The 19,128-nt window shown below is 54.2% G+C and carries 21 protein-coding genes and 1 pseudogene; 13 read left to right on the forward strand and 9 right to left on the reverse strand.

The annotated features are described in order from the left end of the window. Positions 1-289 precede the first annotated feature (289 nt). Together N4R57_04675 and N4R57_04680 are read left to right on the forward strand one after the other, a co-directional pair. On the forward strand, positions 290-1,477 hold the full coding sequence (locus N4R57_04675; GenBank protein ID UYV38384.1) for a CoA transferase: 1,188 nt from the start codon (positions 290-292) through the stop codon (positions 1,475-1,477). Between the two features lie 235 nt (positions 1,478-1,712). Next, positions 1,713-2,519, forward strand: coding sequence for a TIGR03084 family metal-binding protein (locus N4R57_04680; protein UYV38385.1), 807 nt, complete (start codon positions 1,713-1,715; stop codon positions 2,517-2,519). A 175-nt stretch (positions 2,520-2,694) separates the two neighbouring features. On the opposite strand, the gene N4R57_04685 is transcribed toward N4R57_04680, so the two are convergent. From N4R57_04685 to N4R57_04695, 3 genes are read right to left on the reverse strand one after another with little or no spacing between them, the layout of a single operon-like run. Beyond that, a complete protein-coding gene (locus tag N4R57_04685; protein ID UYV38386.1) occupies positions 2,695-3,552 on the reverse strand; it encodes an alpha/beta hydrolase in 858 nt (285 codons plus the stop codon). A gap of 1 nt (position 3,553) precedes the next feature. Beyond that, a complete protein-coding gene (locus N4R57_04690; GenBank protein UYV38387.1) occupies positions 3,554-4,759 on the reverse strand; it encodes an acetyl-CoA C-acyltransferase in 1,206 nt (401 codons plus the stop codon). Next, complete coding sequence (locus tag N4R57_04695; GenBank protein ID UYV38388.1) at positions 4,756-5,289, reverse strand: PaaI family thioesterase; 534 nt, start codon at positions 5,287-5,289, stop codon at positions 4,756-4,758. The genes N4R57_04690 and N4R57_04695 overlap by 4 nt, the downstream gene beginning before the upstream one ends. Before the next feature lie 212 nt (positions 5,290-5,501). Here N4R57_04695 and N4R57_04700 point away from each other — a divergent pair, with 212 nt between their 5' ends. Next, complete coding sequence (locus N4R57_04700; protein UYV38389.1) at positions 5,502-6,050, forward strand: TetR/AcrR family transcriptional regulator; 549 nt, start codon at positions 5,502-5,504, stop codon at positions 6,048-6,050. Positions 6,051-6,085: 35 nt separating this feature from the next. Continuing rightward, complete coding sequence (locus tag N4R57_04705; protein UYV38390.1) at positions 6,086-6,709, forward strand: aspartate/glutamate racemase family protein; 624 nt, start codon at positions 6,086-6,088, stop codon at positions 6,707-6,709. 738 nt (positions 6,710-7,447) lie between these two features. On the opposite strand, the gene N4R57_04710 is transcribed toward N4R57_04705, so the two are convergent. Genes N4R57_04710 through N4R57_04720 form a run of 3 tightly spaced genes read right to left on the reverse strand, consistent with a single transcriptional unit; the run spans position 7,448 to position 9,593 of the window. Beyond that, positions 7,448-8,173: a DUF2182 domain-containing protein gene (locus tag N4R57_04710; protein UYV38391.1), complete on the reverse strand. Its 726-nt coding sequence runs from the start codon at positions 8,171-8,173 to the stop codon at positions 7,448-7,450. Further along, the gene (locus tag N4R57_04715) at positions 8,160-8,864 is read right to left on the reverse strand and encodes a DUF899 domain-containing protein (GenBank protein UYV38392.1); all 705 of its coding nucleotides are present in this window, start codon (positions 8,862-8,864) and stop codon (positions 8,160-8,162) included. The genes N4R57_04710 and N4R57_04715 overlap by 14 nt, the downstream gene beginning before the upstream one ends. 18 nt (positions 8,865-8,882) lie before the next feature. After that, positions 8,883-9,593, reverse strand: a complete 711-nt coding sequence (locus N4R57_04720; GenBank protein ID UYV38393.1) for a glutathione S-transferase family protein — start codon at positions 9,591-9,593, stop codon at positions 8,883-8,885. A gap of 113 nt (positions 9,594-9,706) precedes the next feature. Here N4R57_04720 and N4R57_04725 point away from each other — a divergent pair, with 113 nt between their 5' ends. From N4R57_04725 to N4R57_04740, 4 genes are all read left to right on the forward strand, one after another. Next, positions 9,707-10,060 carry a helix-turn-helix transcriptional regulator gene (locus tag N4R57_04725; GenBank protein UYV38394.1) on the forward strand — a complete coding sequence of 118 codons (354 nt, stop codon included), beginning with the start codon at positions 9,707-9,709 and terminating at the stop codon, positions 10,058-10,060. 405 nt (positions 10,061-10,465) lie between these two features. Next, a complete protein-coding gene (locus N4R57_04730; GenBank protein UYV38395.1) occupies positions 10,466-11,026 on the forward strand; it encodes an XRE family transcriptional regulator in 561 nt (186 codons plus the stop codon). Next, positions 11,023-11,556: a GNAT family N-acetyltransferase gene (locus N4R57_04735; protein UYV38396.1), complete on the forward strand. Its 534-nt coding sequence runs from the start codon at positions 11,023-11,025 to the stop codon at positions 11,554-11,556. The genes N4R57_04730 and N4R57_04735 overlap by 4 nt, the downstream gene beginning before the upstream one ends. Positions 11,557-11,559: 3 nt before the next feature. Then, on the forward strand, positions 11,560-12,018 hold the full coding sequence (locus N4R57_04740) for a DMT family transporter (protein ID UYV38397.1): 459 nt from the start codon (positions 11,560-11,562) through the stop codon (positions 12,016-12,018). A gap of 119 nt (positions 12,019-12,137) precedes the next feature. Here the strand turns inward: N4R57_04740 and N4R57_04745 are convergent, their stop codons facing one another. Next, a complete protein-coding gene (locus N4R57_04745; GenBank protein UYV38398.1) occupies positions 12,138-12,656 on the reverse strand; it encodes a TetR/AcrR family transcriptional regulator in 519 nt (172 codons plus the stop codon). 162 nt (positions 12,657-12,818) lie between these two features. On the opposite strand from N4R57_04745, the gene N4R57_04750 reads away from it, so the two are divergent. After that, positions 12,819-13,352, forward strand: a complete 534-nt coding sequence (locus N4R57_04750) for a redoxin family protein (protein ID UYV38399.1) — start codon at positions 12,819-12,821, stop codon at positions 13,350-13,352. A 17-nt stretch (positions 13,353-13,369) separates the two neighbouring features. Further along, positions 13,370-13,768, forward strand: coding sequence for a hypothetical protein (locus tag N4R57_04755; protein ID UYV38400.1), 399 nt, complete (start codon positions 13,370-13,372; stop codon positions 13,766-13,768). Between the two features lie 394 nt (positions 13,769-14,162). Here N4R57_04755 and N4R57_04760 read toward each other — a convergent pair whose 3' ends face one another. After that, positions 14,163-15,122, reverse strand: a complete 960-nt coding sequence (locus N4R57_04760; GenBank protein ID UYV38401.1) for a DJ-1/PfpI family protein — start codon at positions 15,120-15,122, stop codon at positions 14,163-14,165. Positions 15,123-15,204: 82 nt separating this feature from the next. Between N4R57_04760 and N4R57_04765 the strand changes: the two genes are divergently transcribed. The 3 genes and pseudogenes from N4R57_04765 (at position 15,205) to N4R57_04775 (ending at position 18,010) form a co-directional block, all read left to right on the forward strand. Continuing rightward, entirely contained in the window at positions 15,205-16,404 is a 1,200-nt protein-coding gene (locus N4R57_04765) for an MFS transporter (GenBank protein UYV38402.1), read from the forward strand. 11 nt (positions 16,405-16,415) lie between these two features. Further along, on the forward strand, positions 16,416-16,730 hold the full coding sequence (locus N4R57_04770; protein UYV38403.1) for a DUF1272 domain-containing protein: 315 nt from the start codon (positions 16,416-16,418) through the stop codon (positions 16,728-16,730). A 170-nt stretch (positions 16,731-16,900) separates the two neighbouring features. Next, positions 16,901-18,010: pseudogene (locus tag N4R57_04775) on the forward strand (IS3 family transposase). Here N4R57_04775 and N4R57_04780 read toward each other — a convergent pair. Continuing rightward, positions 17,972-18,520 carry a hypothetical protein gene (locus tag N4R57_04780; protein UYV39655.1) on the reverse strand — a complete coding sequence of 183 codons (549 nt, stop codon included), beginning with the start codon at positions 18,518-18,520 and terminating at the stop codon, positions 17,972-17,974. The pseudogene N4R57_04775 and the gene N4R57_04780 overlap by 39 nt on opposite strands. Positions 18,521-19,128: the final 608 nt, after the last annotated feature.

Raw genomic sequence — 19,128 nt, forward strand, 5'->3', positions numbered from 1 at the left:
CGCAGGAAGATGAAGCCCCCCTCTCCTTGTGTGCGACTATTCGCGAACTTGAAAGCGCTATAAAGGACATTCGACGATCAGGCGTGATGGCAAACCCACAGACCAGCAAACGTTCTCTGGCAAACTGACTAGCACTGCTTGTTTATGCCAAACAATGCCGTTCATTTTTTAAATGACAGCTATTCGAAACCCATAAGGGTTGGATCTTAGCTCAGAGGGCCGCCGTACAGCACCGGGTTTTTCAAGATCGACAAGACACTAAATATTATGATGAGAAGGTAGAACACCCATGGGTGAAATGAAACCACTGACAGGGCTAAAAGTCATAGACTTTAGCCAGGGCGTTGCGGGCCCTTATTCCGGCATGGTAATGGCGCAGGCAGGAGCAACAGTCACCAAGGTCGAGCCACTGGACGGTGAATGGAGCAGGACGCTCGGTAAGATGTATGGAGATTATAGTGCCCACGCCGTTGCCTGCAATCTGGGAAAAAAGTCTATTGCCTTGAACCTCAAATCTGAAGCGGGCTTAGAGATTGCTCAAAAACTGGTTGAGGATGCCGATGTTGTTATTGAGTCGTTTCGCCCAGGTGTCATGGCCAAATTCGGATTGGACTATCCCTCGCTGGTACAGCGAAACCGTAATGTTATCTACCTCTCCGTTTCGGGCTTTGGCCAAGAGGGACTTTATTCTAAACTTCCTACAACTGATACGGTGACCCAGGCATTTTCGGGATGGATGTCTATCACTCGGGATATGGACGGTGCCCCGATGAAATCGGGCATGGTCGCGATCGATTTTATGACCGGCCTCTTTGCCTCCCAAAGCTTGTTTAAAGCTCTATTGGCGCGCAGCCTTCAGGGTGAAGGAAGCTATATCGATTGTAGTATGATGCAGTCGGCTGCCGCCTTCCAGGCCGCAAAAATCATGGAACATCATCTCCAAAGCGGTAAGCCAGAGGTTCTCTATGTCCCTGCCGGCACAATGAAAACGGCGGATGGATATATCGCCATTACAGCAATGCGTGAACATCATTATGTCGATCTCTGTTCGGTATTAGGTCGTAAAGACCTTGTCACAGATACCCGTTTCAGCAATCGAAAAAAGCGAGTGGAACGTCAACATGAACTGATGGATCTTCTTGGGTCTGAGTTTATGAAGAAGCCAACGGCCCACTGGGCTAGAGCGTTGACCAAGGCTGGCGTTATGAACAGCCCAGTGAATACCTACACTGATTATCTTGAAGATCCGCACGTTTGTAAAGTTGGCAGCGTTTCTTGGGTCAATCAAACTGGTCTGGGCAAAGTCCCCTTGGTGCATTCACCTGGTTTTGAGCCTTTTGTTGAGGGCGATCCTCAAGCGAAGAGCCCGGCCGTCGGAGAGCACACTCAAGAAATTTTGGTGGAGTTTGGTTTTTCAGAAGGACAGATCAACCAATGGGAGGCTGTAGAAGCCATAAGGACGGTTCCCGTAAACTAGCGGTCAGAGTATTCAGCAAACCGCAGCGGAGGTGTTTGCTGTTGTTTTTCCGAAAATCTCGAAGTGAGCTCCCTCAATATGGCAGGCGAATTAGGTCTGCGACTGCCGAGTACGCCGGAGAAAAAACGGCTGTTCTAGCGAGGTCGCGAAAGATGTTATTGGACGTTTTCTATAACCGAATGCCTCGCCCAATAGGCCGGTACTTGGCCTGTGAATCGATCATGGATCCGGAGAGATGATACAAATGATACTGCAGGCGAAAGATTTCAAAACCGAAAGCATGGCCCTTCATGGCTTGTTGACCAGCATAGATCCCAGTCGATTTGATGAGAATACCCAGTTTAAGGACTGGACGCTCAATTGCGTCCTTCAACATTTGCATTTTTGGAACATAATGGCTGATTTTTCGCTCACGAATGAAGCTGAATTTGTAAAGATCCTAGGTGAACTCAGAGAAAGCGATTTGAGCAAGCGCGGCTTTGAGAATTATTACCTTGAGGGGTTGAAAGGAAAGCCGCTTCTGGACGCTTGGCGCAAACGGGTTTTCGACGTAGCAGACAATTTTTTTTCCGCCGACCCCAAAGTACGCCTTAAATGGGGTGGACCTGATATGAGTGCCAAATCTTCAATTTCCGCCCGCCTAATGGAAACCTGGGCTCACGGACAGGAAGTGTATGATCAACTAGGTATCCAGCGAGTTAACAGCGACTACATCAGGAACATCGCCCATCTTGGCGTCAACACTTTCGGCTATGCCCATAGCATACGTGAGCGCAAAGTGCCCGAACACATTCCTTATGTGAAACTAATTGCGGCTTCCGGTGGGATCTGGGAATGGAACACACCGGACGCAACAAGCTTTGTCGAAGGTGATGCAGTGGAGTTCTGCCAGGTGATCACTCAAACGCGTAATATTGCCGATACAAAGCTGCAGGTGGTTGGGGATGTTGCCACGCAGTGGATGTCTATCGCGCAGTGTTTTGCGGGTGGGGTTGAAGAGCCCCCCGCTGTTGGTACGCGTTTTATCAGAAGAAATGCTTAAAGAGCCACGACTTTAGACTGAGGCGTTAAGTATCGCCATAGCTTCGAGACCACGTCAAATTATGATAGATCACCTAGGGAGAAACCGGGCATAAAAACCTTCATGCCCGGTTTCTCCATCGACGGTCCGGCGAAGCTTTGGAAGGATGCCAGCCAAGACATCGACTTCGACTTCCTTAGCTGTACGGCGCGGATAGGAACGCTGTGACGTCATTTGCAAAGTGATCTGCGTGCTGGAACAAGAAGGCATGGCCTGCATCAGGATATATCGCAAGTTGCGCATTGGGGATCGCGCGCACAAGCGCAACCGAGTTTTCGACCGCGAAGGCCCGGTCTTGATCGCCATTGGCAACCAAAACGGGGACGCTGATCGTGCCCAGCTTCTTGAATGCCCCGTCCTCGCCAAAGAAAAATGTCCGTGTCGCCGCACCTTGCGCCGCAATGGTTTGCATGGTTGTTTTTGATGCCGCTCCTGCGATTGCGTCACCCCCGCCAATACGCTCAAGCGACGCCATACCTGCAGCGCGGCTGGTGTCCGTGTCAGCATAGAACAGAAATTGCATGTCATGGGGGGTGTTCTGTTCTTTCGTTGCTGTGCCCAGCCATTCATTCGATACAGGGACCGTCCCTTCAATGGCAAAGCTTGGTGTGGTTCCAGCAAGAATAACCCCGCCGATTTCGTCACCGTACTTGGCGGCAAGGATCTGGGCCGTCATGCCGCCCATAGACCAACCAAGCACATTTGGTTTGTCCAGCCCAATGGCGTTTGCCAATCCCATCGTGATGTCTGCAGCCCCTTCGAGCGTTTCGGGAACTGTGCCGCCACTTGCGGCGACACCAGCGCTATCAAAAGTGATGACTTGGTGGTGATGGGCCAAAGCATCAATGAGCGCAGGGTCCCAATCATCCATAGATGCGCGAAACCGGTTGAGCATCAACAGTGGATGTCCAGAACCCGTGCTGCGCCAAGCGATCTGGTGTCCGTTTACGTCTGTGACGTTGCTGCTATTCGCGTGGTCTGTATCAAGTGGCATTTCAATTTTCCTCTTTTGTGTTGAGTTCGACAGCGATGGCGGTTGCTTCGCCCCCGCCAATGCAAAGGGCGGCAACACCGCGTGTCAGGCCTCGCTTCGCCAGCGCGTGGCACAGGGTAACGACAAGCCGCGCACCTGTTGCGCCAATTGGATGGCCTAGCGCGCAAGCGCCTCCGTTGACGTTTAGTTTGTCACGTGGAAAGCCAATGTCTTTTGCGGCGGCCATTGCGACGACGGCGAAGGCTTCATTGATTTCCCAAAGGTCGACATCATCCGCTTGCCAACCTGCGCGCTCAAGCAGTTGCTCAATCGCAGGGATTGGGGCGGTAGTGTACCAGGCGGGGTCTTGGGCATGGGACGCTTGCGCAGTGATCGTCGCCAAAACGGGCAACCCTTCAGCATGCGCAAATGATTGCCGGGTAAGGACCAGCGCAGCCGCCCCATCTGCATTTGCCGATGCGCTTGCCGCGGTAATCGTTCCATCTGTTTGAAATGCGGGGCGCAGGTTCGGAATCTTGGCAGGATCTACCATACTTGGCTTTTCATCCTGCGAAATGACAACTTCGCCTTTGCGCGTTGGTACTTTTAATTCGACGATCTCGTCATCAAAGGCACCTGATGCTTGCGCCGCTTGCGCCCGTTTTAGCGTCTCAATCGCAAAGGCGTCCTGTTCGGCCCGGGTAAAGCCATATTTTTCCACTGCTGCTTCACCGAAGGATCCCATCGGACGTCCGGCATCATAGGCGTCCTCAAGGCCATCATGCATCATGTGATCTAGAACCGCGCTTGCGCCTGCTTTGCGCCCGCTGCGCATTTCTGGAAGCAGAAATGGTGCATTCGACATGGATTCCATCCCGCCGGCCAAGACCACATCAGCCCTGTTCAGGGTCAACAAATCACAACCCATCATGATCGCCTTCATTCCCGATCCGCAGACCTTGTTGATGGTCGTCGCCCCGACGTGATCTGGCAGCGCTGCGCCTCTTGCGGCTTGTCTGGCAGGCGCTTGACCCTGACCTGCGCTGAGCACGCAACCCATCAAGACCTCGTTAACCTGTTCGGGTGCGAGGCCTGCAGTCTCAATAGCAGCGCGGATCGCGGCGGCACCCAGCTCGGCCGCTTTAAGTGACTTGGTCGAGCCGCAAAACGCCCCTATAGGCGTTCGTTTTGCGGCACAGATTACGATGGGATCAACAGCGGGGGTCATACTTTGCGCGCCGGTTGAGCAGGCATCAAAAAACAAGTGCTTGTTCCTGTTGCCAGAATTCGACCGGTACTGTCCTCTACGCGTGCTTCGGCAGATGCTGTCTGGCGGGTCCGGTCAATTACCGTCCCAATGGCGCGGACTTGGCCCGTTTTTGCTGTGATAGGACGTTGGAATTTAACCTCGGTACCGAGCGATACATAGATCTCGCCCGCATCCAGAATGGTCTGAACAGCACACCCCATTGCGCTGTCCAACAGCGCCATCGTCCAGCCGCCATGCACAAGGCCCATGGGGTTAAGGTACTCTTTAGACGGGTTTCCACGAAATTCGGCACGGCCCTTGTCAGCCGCTTCGATCCACTGCTGCAAGGTCCGCGCCATGGGTGGCGCAGGCAAAGCACCTGTTGGGATCGCACGAATAGCCTCAAGCCCGGAAAGCCCGATGACCTGTTCAGGGCGGGCTATTCCGAAAGAGACATCGGGCATGATGCTTGGCGTGAATTTTGGATTAGCGGATTTCATATCTTGCATGGCTTCGTCCTTGGTGACGCTTAAAATCAGCCCCCTTTGAATGGGAGTTCATTTAGAGTGCGATTGTAATCTTGATGAGTCAACGATAGAGTGTGATTGCAATCTTAATGACGCTGCGTTAGATGTCGGTTGGCATCTTACCTTGCCGAACCAGCAATCAGTCCCGCTGTGCGGGTAAGGTGGGGGCGGCGTCAAAAAAAGGATCAAACAAAATGAGAGTGAGCCGAGAGACTGCACAAAAGAACCGCCAGAACGTCGTCAAAACGGCCAGCGAGCAGTTTCGCACGCACGGCTATGACGGCATCGGCATCGCAAGCCTGATGAAAGCGGCGGGGATGACCCAAGGCGGTTTTTACAAACAGTTCGACAACAAGGAAGCGCTTGAATGCGAGGCGACCGAATTGGCGCTGAACGACAATTTCGAGCTTTGGGCCAAAACGATAGAGGGGAAAAGCGATCCCGTGGCCGCACTCAAGGTGTGGTACTTGTCACCTCAACACGTGTCGACGGTCGGGCATGGCTGCGCCTATGCCGCGCTTGCATCAGAGGCGACCCGTCAACGTCCGGCGTTGCAAAATATCTTTACAAACGCCGTCGCACAGCAAATTGAACAGGTGGCCCAAGCCCTTGGTGATCAACCCGAAAGCCGGACCGATGCCATTCAGGCAATATCTCAAATGATCGGTGCCTTGATTTTGGCCCGCGCGGTCGACGACACGGACCTGCAAAACGAAATCCTGACGGCAGGACAAAAACCCTGAGCGTCGGAACTGCCTTTAGACTTGGACATTTAAACATGCACATCGGATTGATCGGCGGCCTCGGTCCAGCAGCAACGATATCCTACTACACGCGCTTGATTGCAGCGTTCAAAAAGGCCGATTTGCCCCTTTCATTGACGATTGAACATGCTGATATGAATGCTTTGCTGCAAAGGGCAGCCGAAGATCAGCGGGTAGTGCAGGCAGAGGTCTTCGCGACGCACCTCGACCGCCTCGCTGGCGCAGGCAGCGATATTGCTTTGATCACCGCCATTACAGGGCATTTTTGCTTCGAAGAAACGCGCACCATATCACCCATGGCGCTGATGGATGGCACGGGCATCATCGAGACGTATTGCCACGACAATGGGATTAAAACGCTCGGCATACTGGGGAGCAGAACCACCCTCGAAAGCAATCTATTTGGCCTATTGAAAACCGTTGAGGTTGTCGTGCCTCAAAATCGGTTTGAGAGTGTTTGGGCCGCCTACATGGAGATGGCAGAGACCGGCGTTTGTAGTGAGAAACAGCGCGCTTTGTTTTTTGAGGCGGGGCAGGCAATGATCGACGACCAGCAGGCGGACGCTGTGTTGCTTGCGGGAACGGACTGGGATTGGCATTCGACAAGCAAACGCCTGGATTTAGGGTCATTGACGTGATCGAACTCCACGTCAACGCGCTGGTCTCAATGTTCGCAGCAGGTGGACTAAATTGAAGGTACCGTTGGACCGGTCTTCCATTCATGCGCCACAGGTTTGAAGCGTTGCGCCGATTTGCGGCGTTGTGCCAATGCCCGATCTGTGGATCTCTGTGCGGCCAGCGTGGTCGGCCGCAAGAGACACATTATCCAGTGACTTTTCCGAAAGAAGAAACTTACCCGAAACATTAAGATAGCAGTCATTCGTGCTGCGTGCAGCATTCGTCGAAGAGGCCTCTTTGATGCCGTTTACTGCGGTTGATCGGATTACATGCAGCCGAAGGTCTGCTTCACTATATGAAGAAACAATCTTTCGCAGACGCAGCAAATGTCGGTAATCCGCCCCTTGTGTAGATGAACGCGAACGGCCCTTATGTATGTACCGGCTGCTGTTCGCAAATGGTTTTCTGGCATTTTCTCGGAAGTCGCTCATATGTATTCGGCCTGTTTATCGATACGCGGATCGTGGCCTTGTTGGGGTTACGCACGCGCCGAAATCTCATTAGCGGACATTCGTTGCAGGTTCGGTTGCTGCGGCGCGGCTTCCCCAAAGCAGACATCTGAACTCGGTGCAGCATCTCGCTCGCCTTGATGTCCGCTGTGCGGACAAACCCGACTATCAACATCACTTTCCAGAGGTCCGCTTTGCAACTTCTGCATATCCATCGTGCAGTTGAGACCGGTTTTGGCAGCCTTAATCTCAGATGTAAGCCGCCATTAGAAAGCATGTCACACCGAAAAAGTTGGAAAACGCTGGGGCCCGTGGCCGCCATTTTTCGATCGTAACAACAACCGACAGGCCAAAAATCCAAAATATGTTCATCGCCCCCCCGACATAGAGCAACAACATCAGCGGCGCAGAGGCCATCAGACAATGAGTGCCGAAGTACCAGCCTGACATAGCCTCTGAGACGTCATTGCCGTTCGAGCTACATTTGGCTAGTGCAGTCCGTTTCATCGGTAGGAATTGATAAACGCCCGCAGCAGTCAGAAAAACAACTGAAAGGTTCCCATTGATGCTCCACATCTTCATTCCATGAAACAGCCCAAGCTGTTCCAGAGCGAACTGAAGGCCCGTCGCGGCAAAGCTGAATACCAGCCAGATTAGGGCGTATTGGAAAAAGAACCGCGTTGACGGCCCGGCTGGAAATCTCCGCGAATGAACATGGATCATTGCTCCCGGCAGCATCATGGCAATCATCATCGACCACCACATTCCAACTACAATCAGCACATATTGAGTCGACCAGTTTGTTGCCATGCGTGGAATATCTATAGGCGGAGGCAACTGCAGAGTGCTCATTGCCCAAATGCTCATTCCTGTGCCTGCTCCTGCCAGAACATAAGTCCAGCAGAAGCAGGCCAGAAGCGTTGGAAATATGAGGGCTGCCAACTCAGGCGGTTGCCTGGCTTTAGTATGCATCATGGTGTTTCACCCAAGCCATCGGGTTACCACTGGATGGTTCATTTCGACCAGCGGGTGTCATGTCGAGGTAAGCATAGGCAGCATTGGTGATGTCTAGTCCACGGCCGTAGGTCGAATAGGTGTGATAGATTGAACCGTCGCCGCCTTTTGCGAAAACGCTTGTGCCATGCATTTCGTCCATTTGAGCAGCTTCAATTTCTTTGAAGTTGTACATCATGGGAGAGTCATCGGGTCGATCTGGATAGAATCCCACATTGAAATCCGCATTAAATGTGTTTGGCCGCGAAGACACCCATTCAAAGTCCCAACCCATGCGTTTCTTGAAAGAGGTAATCATCGACATAGGCGCGCTCGAAACCGCGACAAATGCCGTGTCGCGTTCTGCCAAATGCGGGGCGAGGCCGTTGAAGCTGTCGGCCCAAAAGGAGCAACTGACGCAACCAGCTTTCCATTCGGGTCCATACATAAAGTGGTAGACGATCAGTTGGCTTCGGCTTTTGAACAGATCAGCCAGCTGCACTTCTCCGCCCTCTGTCTCAAAGACGTACTCTTTTTCCAACAGCACTCTGGGTAGTGCCATGCGTGCTTTTGTGATTTCGTCCTTTTGTTTGGTATGCGCTTTTTCTTGCTCCAGCAGTGCCCGGCGGGCTTCGAGCCACTCAGCGCGGGTTACAGTGTTTGGGTGGGTCATAGAATTAGTCTCCATTGGTTAGGCAGCGGGCTTGGTTGATTGAGGCGTTTCACCCCAGTGAGGTGGCAGGGTGGCGGCGATACGGGGATCCTCATTCAGACGAGCCTTCCAGGAGGCTGTGTGAGGGTAGGTCTCTGGAGGGTTCCCAAATCCAAAAGCCGACATCAGTGCGTGTTTTGTTTCAACGCCGCGTTGAAGCAGTCGAATTTCTGGAAACGCGACCGCATCAGCGGCACTCGGTACATCACCGCCAAGATAGAGACGTCCGTCCGACAAGATATCTTCGAGGTATCTACATTCAGCATGGGCCATTTTCGCACCCAGTTGGAGCGCGTCCCGCTCGGTGCTACCCTCGCTTGGCATCGATCCGTCACTTGGGAAAACCCGCGATAAAAGCTGGTGGTTTGCCGCGCGCAAGTATTCGCAACACTCCATTGTTATCTGCCAAATTTCACTCGCTTGCGCGGGGGTTGAGCCAAAGAGCGGGTTTTCTGGATACGCACGATCGAGCCAAGCTAGGATTGCGATCGAATCCCGCACAACACCAGTTTCGGTTTCCAATACAGGGGCCTTGGCACGCGGACTAATGGCCAAAAACTCTGGACGAAGCTGGTCTTTGTCATCGTTACTGAGTCTGCGAATGTCGGCGGCTAGGTTCTTGAACGTCAGACCCAGATGCACGCGCCATCCTGTTGGCGCACCGCTGAACAAATGTAAAACAAGCGACATTTTTCTCTCTCCTGTTTGCTTAGGAGAGAATTAACTCTATGGTATTAAAGCACAAGAAGGCAGAATTTTCGTATATAGTGCGGAAAATGATACTATTGGATAAGGAGACCTCAATGGCGCTTGACAGAAAAGACGCAGAGAACGCTGTGCGTGGTGATGAACCATCAGCCCTTTGTCCGATGCCGGACATCGCTCAATTGATTGGTGGCAAATGGAAGCTGATCGTACTCCAGATCCTGATTTTCCAAGGAACCAAGCGCTTTAATGAGTTGCGTCGTCTGATTGACGGGGTAACACAGACCATGTTGACCAATCAGTTACGCGCGCTCGAGCGGGATGGATTGGTATCGCGCAAAATCTATGCCGAAGTGCCACCACGGGTCGAATACACCGCGACGCCTCGCGCCATTGCGCTGACAAAAATGTTCCACGCCATGCACGAATGGTGGGAATCTGAGCAAAGCTAGATAGTGTACCAAGGGGGCTTGAATGACCTCTTCCAATATTCGCTTTCGAATGCGACGGACCCTTAACGGCACACTGGACCCTAGGCAGTGCAAAGCCGACATTCATGCGTCTTGCAGCATCTGTAGCTTTGGGCTCGAAGCCGACATGCGGCGCTGCGGCACGCGGATCTTGACCTTGCAGGGCTGAGCGCGACCAACCAGATGACCGCTCTCAGCCCAAAGCGGACCCGTGTCTCATGACCTTGCAGCCGTGGGAGCAAGTGCAGGTCAGGGCGGAAAGCGGGAATTCGCTGCGCGCTCCTCCAAAGTCGGGACAGCAGGACGATGGGGACCTTGGATGTCTCAGCATGAACGATCGCTCTCTAAAGATTGACATCATTTCCGAATCTGGGATATATCCCAAATATGGGAATTGAACGCAAATCAGACAACGAGAAGCTTGCCAGTCACTTGCGCAACTTACGTGAAACACACGATATGACACTGGCGGTTCTCGCAGAACGCAGCGGCCTAAGCCGGGCAACACTGTCCCGGATAGAGAACGCCGATGTGAGTCCTACCGCTGAGACGCTTGGGCAACTCGCAGCAGTCTATGCGCTTCCCATTTCAAAACTCCTGTCACCACTTGAACAAGGATTTCAGCCAGTTCTCAGGCAGGGCGAGCAAAGCGTGTGGCGCGATCCGACCCACAAGTTCGTGCGGCGCAGCGTGTCACCCTCTAACGGTCGGCTCTCCATCGAATTGATCGATGGCGAGCTGGGTCCCGGACAACTGATTACCTATGCTACTCCCGCAATTCCCGGTCAGGAGCATCACGTCTATGTCCTCTCGGGGCAGATGCAAATCACGGTTGACGGCAATGCCCACGACCTGAAGCCGGGAGACTGCCTCAGATATATCCTTTTCGGCGAGACGATTTTCAAAACCTCAGATGCTTCGTGCAGATATGTGATTGCGCTCTCATGACCAACCATTCCCACTACATCATCGAACTCAACGCCGCCGACATCACGATACATGTGGACGATCTCTGCCGTGTGCTGATGGACAGCGTTGCAGGCGGGGCCGCCATCAGCTTTATGACACCTGTTCCTAAGGCGGATGCCGAGCGTTTTTGGTTGCAGGATGTAGCCACTGCTGTGGAAGGTGGAACCAGACGCTTGTTTGGTGCCATTGTCGATCAACGACTGGTGGGCACGGTCCAACTGGTCCTCGGCATGCCGCCCAATCAGCCACACCGCGCCGAAATATCGAAAATGATCGTTCATCCTGATGGCCGCCGCTGTGGCTTGGGTAAGGCTCTCATGAACGAGGCGCTGACGGTCGCCAAACGGATGGGAAAGACGCTCGTGACGCTTGATACGCGCACGGGTGACGTGGCCGAACCGCTCTATAGAGGGGTCGGTTTCAAAGAGGCCGGTGTCATTCCAGATTTTGCCTTTGATCCGGACGGCGCCAAGCATCATGCAACCACCTACATGTATCGGTATCTTTGACCGATGTCTGTGGTTTCTCTGATCTTCGGTGTGTTGGCGTTTCTGGGAGGCATGCTGGTTGCGGCTCAAGGGCCGATCTATGCGCGGTTGGCGGAAGGGCTGGGGCGAAACTATCTTCTCGCCGTATTTCTCGCCTTTGCAACCGCAGCGCTTGTCACAGGGCTCATGGCTTTGGTTACCGGAAGTCTCCGGGGTCTGAACGCGGCGACACTGGGCGGTTTACCGGTTTGGGCCTGGCTTGGCGGCATGTTTGGTGCCATACACGTGGTCATCTCGATGCAAAGCATTCCCGTGCTTGGTGTCACACTCTTTCTTGTTATTGTCGTGACTGGCAATCTGGTCGGCGCGGCTCTTTACGATCATGTCGGCGCAATGGGGCTGACCGAGCGACCGTTTTCTTTGATCAAAGCATTTGGGCTGGCGCTGGTAGTTTTGGGAGTTGGTATGGTGGCGAGAGCCTGAACCCAAAGCCGACATTCATACACAGCGCAGCATCGGTGACTATGGGCTCGAAGCGGACATGCGACTTTGTGGCGATGTAGACACCTTATCAGGTCGACGCATTCGTCGCTTTCGGCCTGTCACGTTGAAAGCAGCATGGCCACCCGATCCGGCACGTCTTGCAGCATCCGCTCACGCGGCCAGCCTGCGCGGCCTTTAAACATATAGCCCTGCCGGATGTCGAACAGCAACGCGGCCCGCTCTTTCGCGGGAAATGCAGGGGGCAAGCTACCTTTATCGATTTCCCGCTGAAAGCGCGCCGTCAGGCGTGTCTCAGTATCTTCAATCGCATCGTCCACCCGCTCAGCCACCCCGTCCACCTGACCGACCGAGGTCACAACGCTGGAGCCCAGAAAACACCCTTTGGCACCGCTTTCATGCTCTGTCGCCGATCGGATGACCTCGGCCAAAAAAGCACGAAGGGCTGTTTCGATATCCTCTTCGCGCTCCAGCACGACCAGAGGCGTGCAGGCGTCGGAGGAGCAATAGTGATCGATTGTCTTGAGGTAGAGACCATGCTTGTCGCCGAAGGCCGCATAGAGGCTCGGACCCGTGATCCCCATCGCACTGGTCAGGTCCCTGCATGCTGGCGCCATCATAGCCTTTTTCCCAAAACACGGCCATCGCCTTTAGCAAAGCCTGGTCATAGTCGAAGGTGCGGGGGCGCCCCATTCTTTTTGTAGCGATCAATACAGAACTCCTTGACGCGGGCGATTTTTCCGACTTATGTATCGATCAATACATATAGGAGGCCCCTCGAATTGACCAGTAGAAAACTTGCCGCCGGATCGGCTTTTCCGGCGATCACTCTCCCTATGCTCGGCCGTCAGCCGCGCGACATTTCCAGGCCGGGCGACGGCTTTGACTGGATGCTTATCGTCGTGTATCGCGGCAAGCACTGCCCGCTCTGCACCCGGTATCTGCAACAGCTTAACGACGTACTGCCAGACTTGAACGCTCTTGGCGTGGATGTCGTGGCGGTGTCCGCCGACAGTGAGACGCGAGCAACGTCCCAGATGGCCGAGGTTTCGCCAGCGTTCGGCGTGGCCTATGGGCTCACTGTGCCCCAGATGCAGGGGCTGGGACTCTATATTTCTGACCCGCGAAACGGAACCGATGTCGAGGCTCCCTTCGCCGAACCCGGCCTCTTCGTGCTGAACGAAGACCGCGTCCTTCAAATCACCGACATCTCGAACGTGCCCTTCGCCCGCCCGGATCTGACCTGGATCGCCAAGGGCATTGGGTTTCGTCGCGGCCCTATGAAAGCCGCGCCTGTCAACGGCACCTATGCCTGATCAAAACGGAGACAACGATGACCGAGAAGACCAAAGAAGCCCTGCACAGCAAAGTGCAGGATCTGATGAAATACGGCACCAGCGCCAATATGGAAGAACTGGACAAGATCTATCACAATGACATCGTGGTGATGGATCTCAGCATCGACGGCCGCCTTGTCACGCTTGAGAAACAGGGTTTCATGGCCATGATCAAGGAGTCGTTCAAGGACAAGATCCCCGAAGATTACATGTGGTCGAAAATTCACAGTCTGACGGTGAACGGAGAGCGCGGCCATGTCCTGATTTCACGGAAGATCCCTGTGGGGGGGCCGAAAATGCTCATCGACCTCAGCATCGACTTTGTCTTTGAGGACGGACGCTGGCAGGTCACGCGCGAGGTTAACTTCAGCCGCCCAGACGCCGAAGCGGCCTGACCCGCGTGTGAAAAAGGTCGGCCGTCCACTGAACTGCCGACCTTCACCCCTTTCGCAGCAACTGGGTGGTGGGCGGTTATCGGTGCGGGCATTTCGTGCGTGGCCACCCCACCTCTCTGACCTGATTGCCACCTTGCTCCTTGGCTATCGGCGCGTTGAACTTGGTGGTTGTAAAATCGAATAGTTAGGGCGATATTCTAGGTCGCTTTCTGGAAAAGCCGTCATCCATCCATCGCGCAGCACTGATCTAAATAGGCTCAAACCGGTCCTTAGCTGCGTGATGCAGCAATGTCTGCTTTGCGCGACTTTCCGGCCATTCGCTGCGGTTGCACGAATGGCAGTATCTGGCGCGTTAGAAGTGGCGTCTGGCGTAATCGTCTTAATCGCAACAGCATCAACCAAAAACGCTCCGATACTCACTCACGCCAACGCCAAGCCTGCGCTGGAATGCACGCCGCATCCGTTGCAGATCACAAAAGCCGCTTTCTATCGCCACCTGCTTTGGCACCATATTTTCCATCAGCAGACCGCGCGCATGATCAACGCGGACCTTTTCTACAAAATGGGCAGGCGTTTCATCAAGATCACGTTTGAAGTGGCGCGACAAAGTGCGTGCGTTCATCCCCGCAGCATCTGCCAAAGCATCAAGCGTCCAATCCAACTGGGGTTGGGAAACAACCCGTTCGATAAGCTGCGTAAGCGCGTCGTCACGGGTGAATTGTCCAGCAAGATGCATGGCATACTGGCTTTGCCCGCCTGTGCGGCGCAGCTGCACGACAAGCTCACGCGCAACTTCAAGGGCAACACTGCTGCCGCAATCCGCCCGGATGATGGCGAGCGCAAGATCAATGCCAGTTGTAACACCCGCTGATGTAAAGACACGATCCGTCATGGTACAGATGCGATCAAGGTCCCAATGTACCTGAACGTAGCTGCGCGTGTCGGCCTGCCGTGACCAATGCGTCGTTGCGACGTGCCCGTCCAAAACGCCCGCAGACGCCAGCAACAACGCGCCTGAACAGACAGAAATCAAACGGGCCCCACGCGATGAGGCGCGATTGCGGATGGCCTCACGGACCAATTGATTTGCCACCAAATGATCGACCCCTTCACCGCCGGGGACAAGAAGATCATGGGTATCGCAATCAGGTGATAGTTTCGCGTCTGCCGATAACGTCATCCCACAACAGGCCGTTACAGATTTTCCATCAAGCGACACAAACCTAAGGTGGTACTTTCTGCGGCCATTGACCTGCGCAGTTTTGAAGGCCTGAACCGGTCCGGACACATCCAGCAGGTTGACGTCGTTGAACAGCAGAACGTCTATTTTTCGGAGTTTTGAAGATTTGTCCATTTTTGATGCTCATTTGACATATCAGACATGACTCCTCTGCGATAGATACGGTCCTGTCAACCTAACGATGTGGATTTTCCAAATGTCTGTTTCCTCGCTTGCCCGAAATGGTAACCTGATCTGTCTGCTTATCTCAGACGCGATCTTGGTGTCCGCAATGCCGATGCTTGTCATCCTCGGTGGGCTTTCCGGCCTGATGCTGGCGCCAACGACGGCGCTTGCGACACTGCCAGCGTCCCTTCAGACCTTGGCGTGGTTGCTGGCCGCCGCCCCTTTTTCGCTTTTTATGGGAAAATTTGGCCGCAGGCCGGGGTTTATCCTTGGGGTCGGGCTAACGATCTTAGGCGCAGCGCTGGGGGTTTGGGCGCTGATGTCCGGTAGTTTTGTGCTGATCTGCGCCTCGCATCTGATCCTTGGGATTGGCTTGACGTCTCACCAGTATTTTCGATTTGCCGCGGCGGAGGTGGTCAGCAAAGAATGGCGCCCAGTTGCGATTTCACTGATGCTGACATCCGGTTTGATCGCGTCGTTTATCGGACCGCAGATATTCATCTTGGCGAAAGACGCGTTAGCCCCGATCCCGCTGGCGGGGGGCTATGGCGCGATTGTGGTGCTTTCACTTGTTGGCGCGATCCCACTTCTGTTCCTGCGGATCCCGATCCCCTCGCAAAGACCAGCATCGGGACCAACTTCACGGTTCGCATCATTGGCGGTGCTGCGCCAAATACCGGTGCTTAAGGCGGTGTTGATCGGGGCGATATCCCAAGGTGTGATGATGTTCATGATGGTGCCGACCACACTGGCGATGATTGGGTGCGGATTTAGCGAAGCTGTCGCGGGCGATGTGATCCGCTGGCACTTCATCGCCATGTTTGCACCCAGCTTTTTCACAGGGTTTTTGATCAAGCGTTTTGGCACAAGACCGATTGTATCGATTGGCCTGTTCTTTCTGGCCCTCGCGACGCTCACCGGCGCAAGCGGTCTGGCGGCCGGGCAGTTCTACGGAGCGCTCATCCTGCTGGGGCTAGGTTGGAACTTTAGCTTTATCGGGGCAACGACCATGCTGACCGAAGCTGCGCCTGACGAAAATAAATCAGTCGTACAGGGCGTCAATGACACGGTGATTGCGCTGGTTTCCACGATCTGTGCCTTTGCCTCTGGTGCGGTGATCGCGGGATTTGGATGGATCATTCTTTCCATCGTCACATTGGCCTTTGTCTTGCTTTCATTCGCCGTGCTCCTCCTGGATCGTGGCGCATCGACCCCATCCATGTCAAAATAAGGACTGACAACATGCTTCTTCTAAGGCCCAACTGCGAATGGTGTGATCGTGACCTGCCACCAGATTCAGCGGACGCGCGGATTTGTTCCTATGAGTGCACCTATTGTGCGCATTGCGTAGAGACAGTCCTTCACAATGTGTGCGCGACCTGCGGTGGTGGTTTTGTCCCGCGTCCCATTCGTCCCAAGAAGGCCTATCGTGATCAACTAAAGCTTGGTTTGTTAAACGATCCGGCAACAACCGAACGCAAACACACGCGCTGGACTCGAGAAGAAGTGGATAACCAGGTTGCAAAACTTCGGTCAGTAGACCCAAGTGATCGATGAAAGACGTTGCCCGTTATCCTAGACGCACCTTCGCCGCACTGTTAGCTGCCGTTCGACCAAAATGCAGCATCAGTCAAAGTTGGGCTCATTCCTGTCGTTAGTGGCTGACCTGCTCCCCTGAAAAGTCCCCGTTTTGAAGTTAGCCTGTTCTCCACCTAAGGAGACAGACGATGAAGAAGAGCCGATTCAGCGAAGAGCAGATCATTGGCATCCTGAAGGAGCACCAAGCTGGGCTTGGCGCCAAAGAGCTGTGCCGCAAGCACGGTATCAGCGACGGGACGTTTTACAAGTGGCGGTCAAAGTATGGCGGCATGGAGGTGTCCGATGCTCGCCGTCTGAAGGCATTGGAGGCTGAGAACGCCAAGCTCAAGAAGATGCTGGCCGAGCAGATGCTCGACGTGGCGACCTTGAAGGAGATGTTGGGAAAAAACTTTTGAGGCCCGGTTCTAGGCGGCGAGCTGTGGACTGGGCCATAAAAGAGAAGCGCTATTCCCAGCGGCGGGCCTGTGCCCTGGCCGGGATCGATCCGCGCGTGTATCGGCGCGAGCCGAAGAGGGCCGAGGACAAGGCACTGCGAGTTCGGCTGCGAGAGCTATCCAGCGAGCGGCGACGGTTCGGCTATCGTCGCCTGCATATCCTTCTCAAGCGCGAGGGGTGGGAGCTGAACTGGAAGAAGCTCTATCGGATCTACCGCGAGGAAGGGCTCACCGTGCGCAAGCGGGGCGGCCGAAAGAGAGCGCTTGGGACACGGGCGCCAATGGCGATCCCGCAGGGGCCGAACCAGCGGTGGTCGCTCGACTTTGTGTCGGACACGCTCTCAGAGGGGCGCCGATTCCGCATTCTGAACGTGATCGACGACTTCAGCCGGGAATGCCGGCCTCGGTGGTCGACACGTCTCTGTCGGGCCAGCGTGTCGCCCGCGAACAGGACCGGATCGCCGAGATGCGGGGCTATCCTTGCATGGTGGTCAGCGACAATGGGACCGAACTCACCTCGAATGCGATCCTGAAATGGCAGGAGGAGCACCGGATCGAGTGGCACTACATCGCGCCGGGCAAGCCGATGCAGAACGGCTTCGTGGAGAGCTTCAATGACCGCCTGAGGGACGAGTGCCTGAACGAGCACCTCTTTGCCAAGCAGCGCCATGCCCGCCATCTGATCGCGGCATGGCGCGACGACGACAACCATCACCGCCCCCACTCGAGCCTCGACGGGCTCACCCGTGGGAGTATCACCAACGGTCAAGAGAGGACCAAACCCTGAACAGAGCGAACCAATAAACGCGGACTCCTTGGGGAGCAGGTCAGGATCTCGCTCCTGGCTAACTGATTGAGATAAAAGAAGTTAAACAGCCTTTGCCCCAACGGAAATAGAGCCAAGGAGCTAGCAAGCGTCAATAACGTACCGAGATTGTAGTTCACCAAACCAGGTTCAAAACCAAACATTGGAAGAGATGTTGCGGTCAAACAAAAAGCAGCAGCTAAGACCAAGACGCGAGAGTAGACACTTCCCACCTGCTCACTCGTCACCAACTGAATTATGTCGCGTCGAAGCCGCGTGTAACCGGCACTCAAGATGATGCCAATCGTAGCAAAATAGATAGAAAAGATTGCAGTGAGGAGCTGCGAGTACATCCGAAGTTGCTCAACAATGAATTCTCTGTCATCTGCGCCGAGCGGCTGAAGCCAAGTTGTGTTGGTCCTAATTGATCCTTCGACGAGGATTGAAGCTGTCAGCGCCAATACAACCCAAACCAGACTTTTCAATCCGATTGATGTCAGGGTACCCAAGATCTTGGCATTTGTGCCAGCTTGAGAAACTGAAACGCCGCGCTTATACGCACTACGTTCGAAGAAGAACCTTATCCTCCCAACCCTTGACCTAGCCCTCCAAAACCACGATTGGGAAACTAACCAAATTTCCAAACGGTCAATCAAAATATACCTACTTTTCTTTTCCTATACACTACGTATAGTCAGCCTGATTTGAGAGATCGAGAGGCTACCGCCCTCAAACTAACTTTGACAGCTGTCGCAATCAAGTTTTGGAAGTGGTTTGCCACAAGGGCCTCAGAAAGCTTCATGAGGCGCTTGGACCAAAGTTTGTCGGCTGGATCGTCAGTTATAATGAGCCTCAGACAAGGCCTTTTTTTGAATACTTGATCCCCATTGCCGACCTCAGCGCTATGACGTTGACAAACCATACTCAAAGTCCGCTTTGCCTTTTGCCCATAAATTCTCGCAGAACGCAGCGAAAGTCGGCTCTCCGCCCTTTTTAAGCATTCGATAGCAGCCACGGCTATTCCCACCGCGAACCCTGTCAAAAGACTGGACTACGTCGGCGTATCGAGCGTTAGTGTTCCTGCGCCTGGCCTTGTTCGTCGGCGCGGCCCGGAACT

This window comes from Rhodobacteraceae bacterium D3-12 (assembly GCA_025916135.1).
Taxonomy (GTDB): domain Bacteria; phylum Pseudomonadota; class Alphaproteobacteria; order Rhodobacterales; family Rhodobacteraceae; genus JAKGBX01.

Bases quoted from the DNA above. Each gene is read 5' to 3' on its own strand.
- N4R57_04730 (UYV38395.1), top strand. From the start codon at position 10,466: ATGGGAATTGAACGCAAATCAGACAACGAGAAGCTTGCCAGTCACTTG.
- N4R57_04680 (UYV38385.1), top strand. From the start codon at position 1,713: ATGATACAAATGATACTGCAGGCGAAAGATTTCAAAACCGAAAGCATG.
- N4R57_04715 (UYV38392.1), bottom strand. From the start codon at position 8,864: ATGACCCACCCAAACACTGTAACCCGCGCTGAGTGGCTCGAAGCCCGC.
- N4R57_04720 (UYV38393.1), bottom strand. From the start codon at position 9,593: ATGTCGCTTGTTTTACATTTGTTCAGCGGTGCGCCAACAGGATGGCGC.
- N4R57_04745 (UYV38398.1), bottom strand. From the start codon at position 12,656: ATGATGGCGCCAGCATGCAGGGACCTGACCAGTGCGATGGGGATCACG.
- N4R57_04770 (UYV38403.1), top strand. From the start codon at position 16,416: ATGCTTCTTCTAAGGCCCAACTGCGAATGGTGTGATCGTGACCTGCCA.
- N4R57_04690 (UYV38387.1), bottom strand. From the start codon at position 4,759: ATGACCCCCGCTGTTGATCCCATCGTAATCTGTGCCGCAAAACGAACG.
- N4R57_04725 (UYV38394.1), top strand. From the start codon at position 9,707: ATGGCGCTTGACAGAAAAGACGCAGAGAACGCTGTGCGTGGTGATGAA.
- N4R57_04675 (UYV38384.1), top strand. From the start codon at position 290: ATGGGTGAAATGAAACCACTGACAGGGCTAAAAGTCATAGACTTTAGC.
- N4R57_04700 (UYV38389.1), top strand. From the start codon at position 5,502: ATGAGAGTGAGCCGAGAGACTGCACAAAAGAACCGCCAGAACGTCGTC.
- N4R57_04740 (UYV38397.1), top strand. From the start codon at position 11,560: ATGTCTGTGGTTTCTCTGATCTTCGGTGTGTTGGCGTTTCTGGGAGGC.
- N4R57_04705 (UYV38390.1), top strand. From the start codon at position 6,086: ATGCACATCGGATTGATCGGCGGCCTCGGTCCAGCAGCAACGATATCC.
- N4R57_04710 (UYV38391.1), bottom strand. From the start codon at position 8,173: ATGATGCATACTAAAGCCAGGCAACCGCCTGAGTTGGCAGCCCTCATA.
- N4R57_04755 (UYV38400.1), top strand. From the start codon at position 13,370: ATGACCGAGAAGACCAAAGAAGCCCTGCACAGCAAAGTGCAGGATCTG.
- N4R57_04765 (UYV38402.1), top strand. From the start codon at position 15,205: ATGTCTGTTTCCTCGCTTGCCCGAAATGGTAACCTGATCTGTCTGCTT.
- N4R57_04695 (UYV38388.1), bottom strand. From the start codon at position 5,289: ATGCAAGATATGAAATCCGCTAATCCAAAATTCACGCCAAGCATCATG.
- N4R57_04735 (UYV38396.1), top strand. From the start codon at position 11,023: ATGACCAACCATTCCCACTACATCATCGAACTCAACGCCGCCGACATC.
- N4R57_04685 (UYV38386.1), bottom strand. From the start codon at position 3,552: ATGCCACTTGATACAGACCACGCGAATAGCAGCAACGTCACAGACGTA.
- N4R57_04760 (UYV38401.1), bottom strand. From the start codon at position 15,122: ATGGACAAATCTTCAAAACTCCGAAAAATAGACGTTCTGCTGTTCAAC.